Raw genomic sequence first — 227 nt, 5'->3', positions numbered from 1 at the left:
GGACCAATGACAAATATTGCAATGGCTATGAGACAAGCACCAGAAATTAAAGATATGATTTCGGGAATATATGCTATTTCAGGCGCATTTGGATTAAATAAATATTCTTTCGCTAATGCAACAGGAGATACACCTCAGAGTGAGTGGAATGTATATGTAGATCCAGAAGCAGCAGAGATTGTTTATAACTCAGGAGTTGAATTAGTTGCAGTAGGACTAGATGTTGC

1 protein-coding gene is annotated in these 227 nt (G+C 37.4%); it reads left to right on the top strand.

Annotated elements, in window-relative coordinates; all coding sequences use genetic code 11:
* Positions 1-227 (top strand): nucleoside hydrolase (locus AACQ14_RS24625; RefSeq protein WP_339366157.1); only part of this gene is annotated, 227 nt, incomplete at both ends.

Source organism: Vallitalea maricola (assembly GCF_036985595.1).
In the GTDB taxonomy this organism is placed as follows: domain Bacteria; phylum Bacillota; class Clostridia; order Lachnospirales; family Vallitaleaceae; genus Vallitalea; species Vallitalea maricola.
Note: the sequence above shows the minus strand (reverse complement) of the source record. Positions and strands in the feature narration are given on the sequence as shown.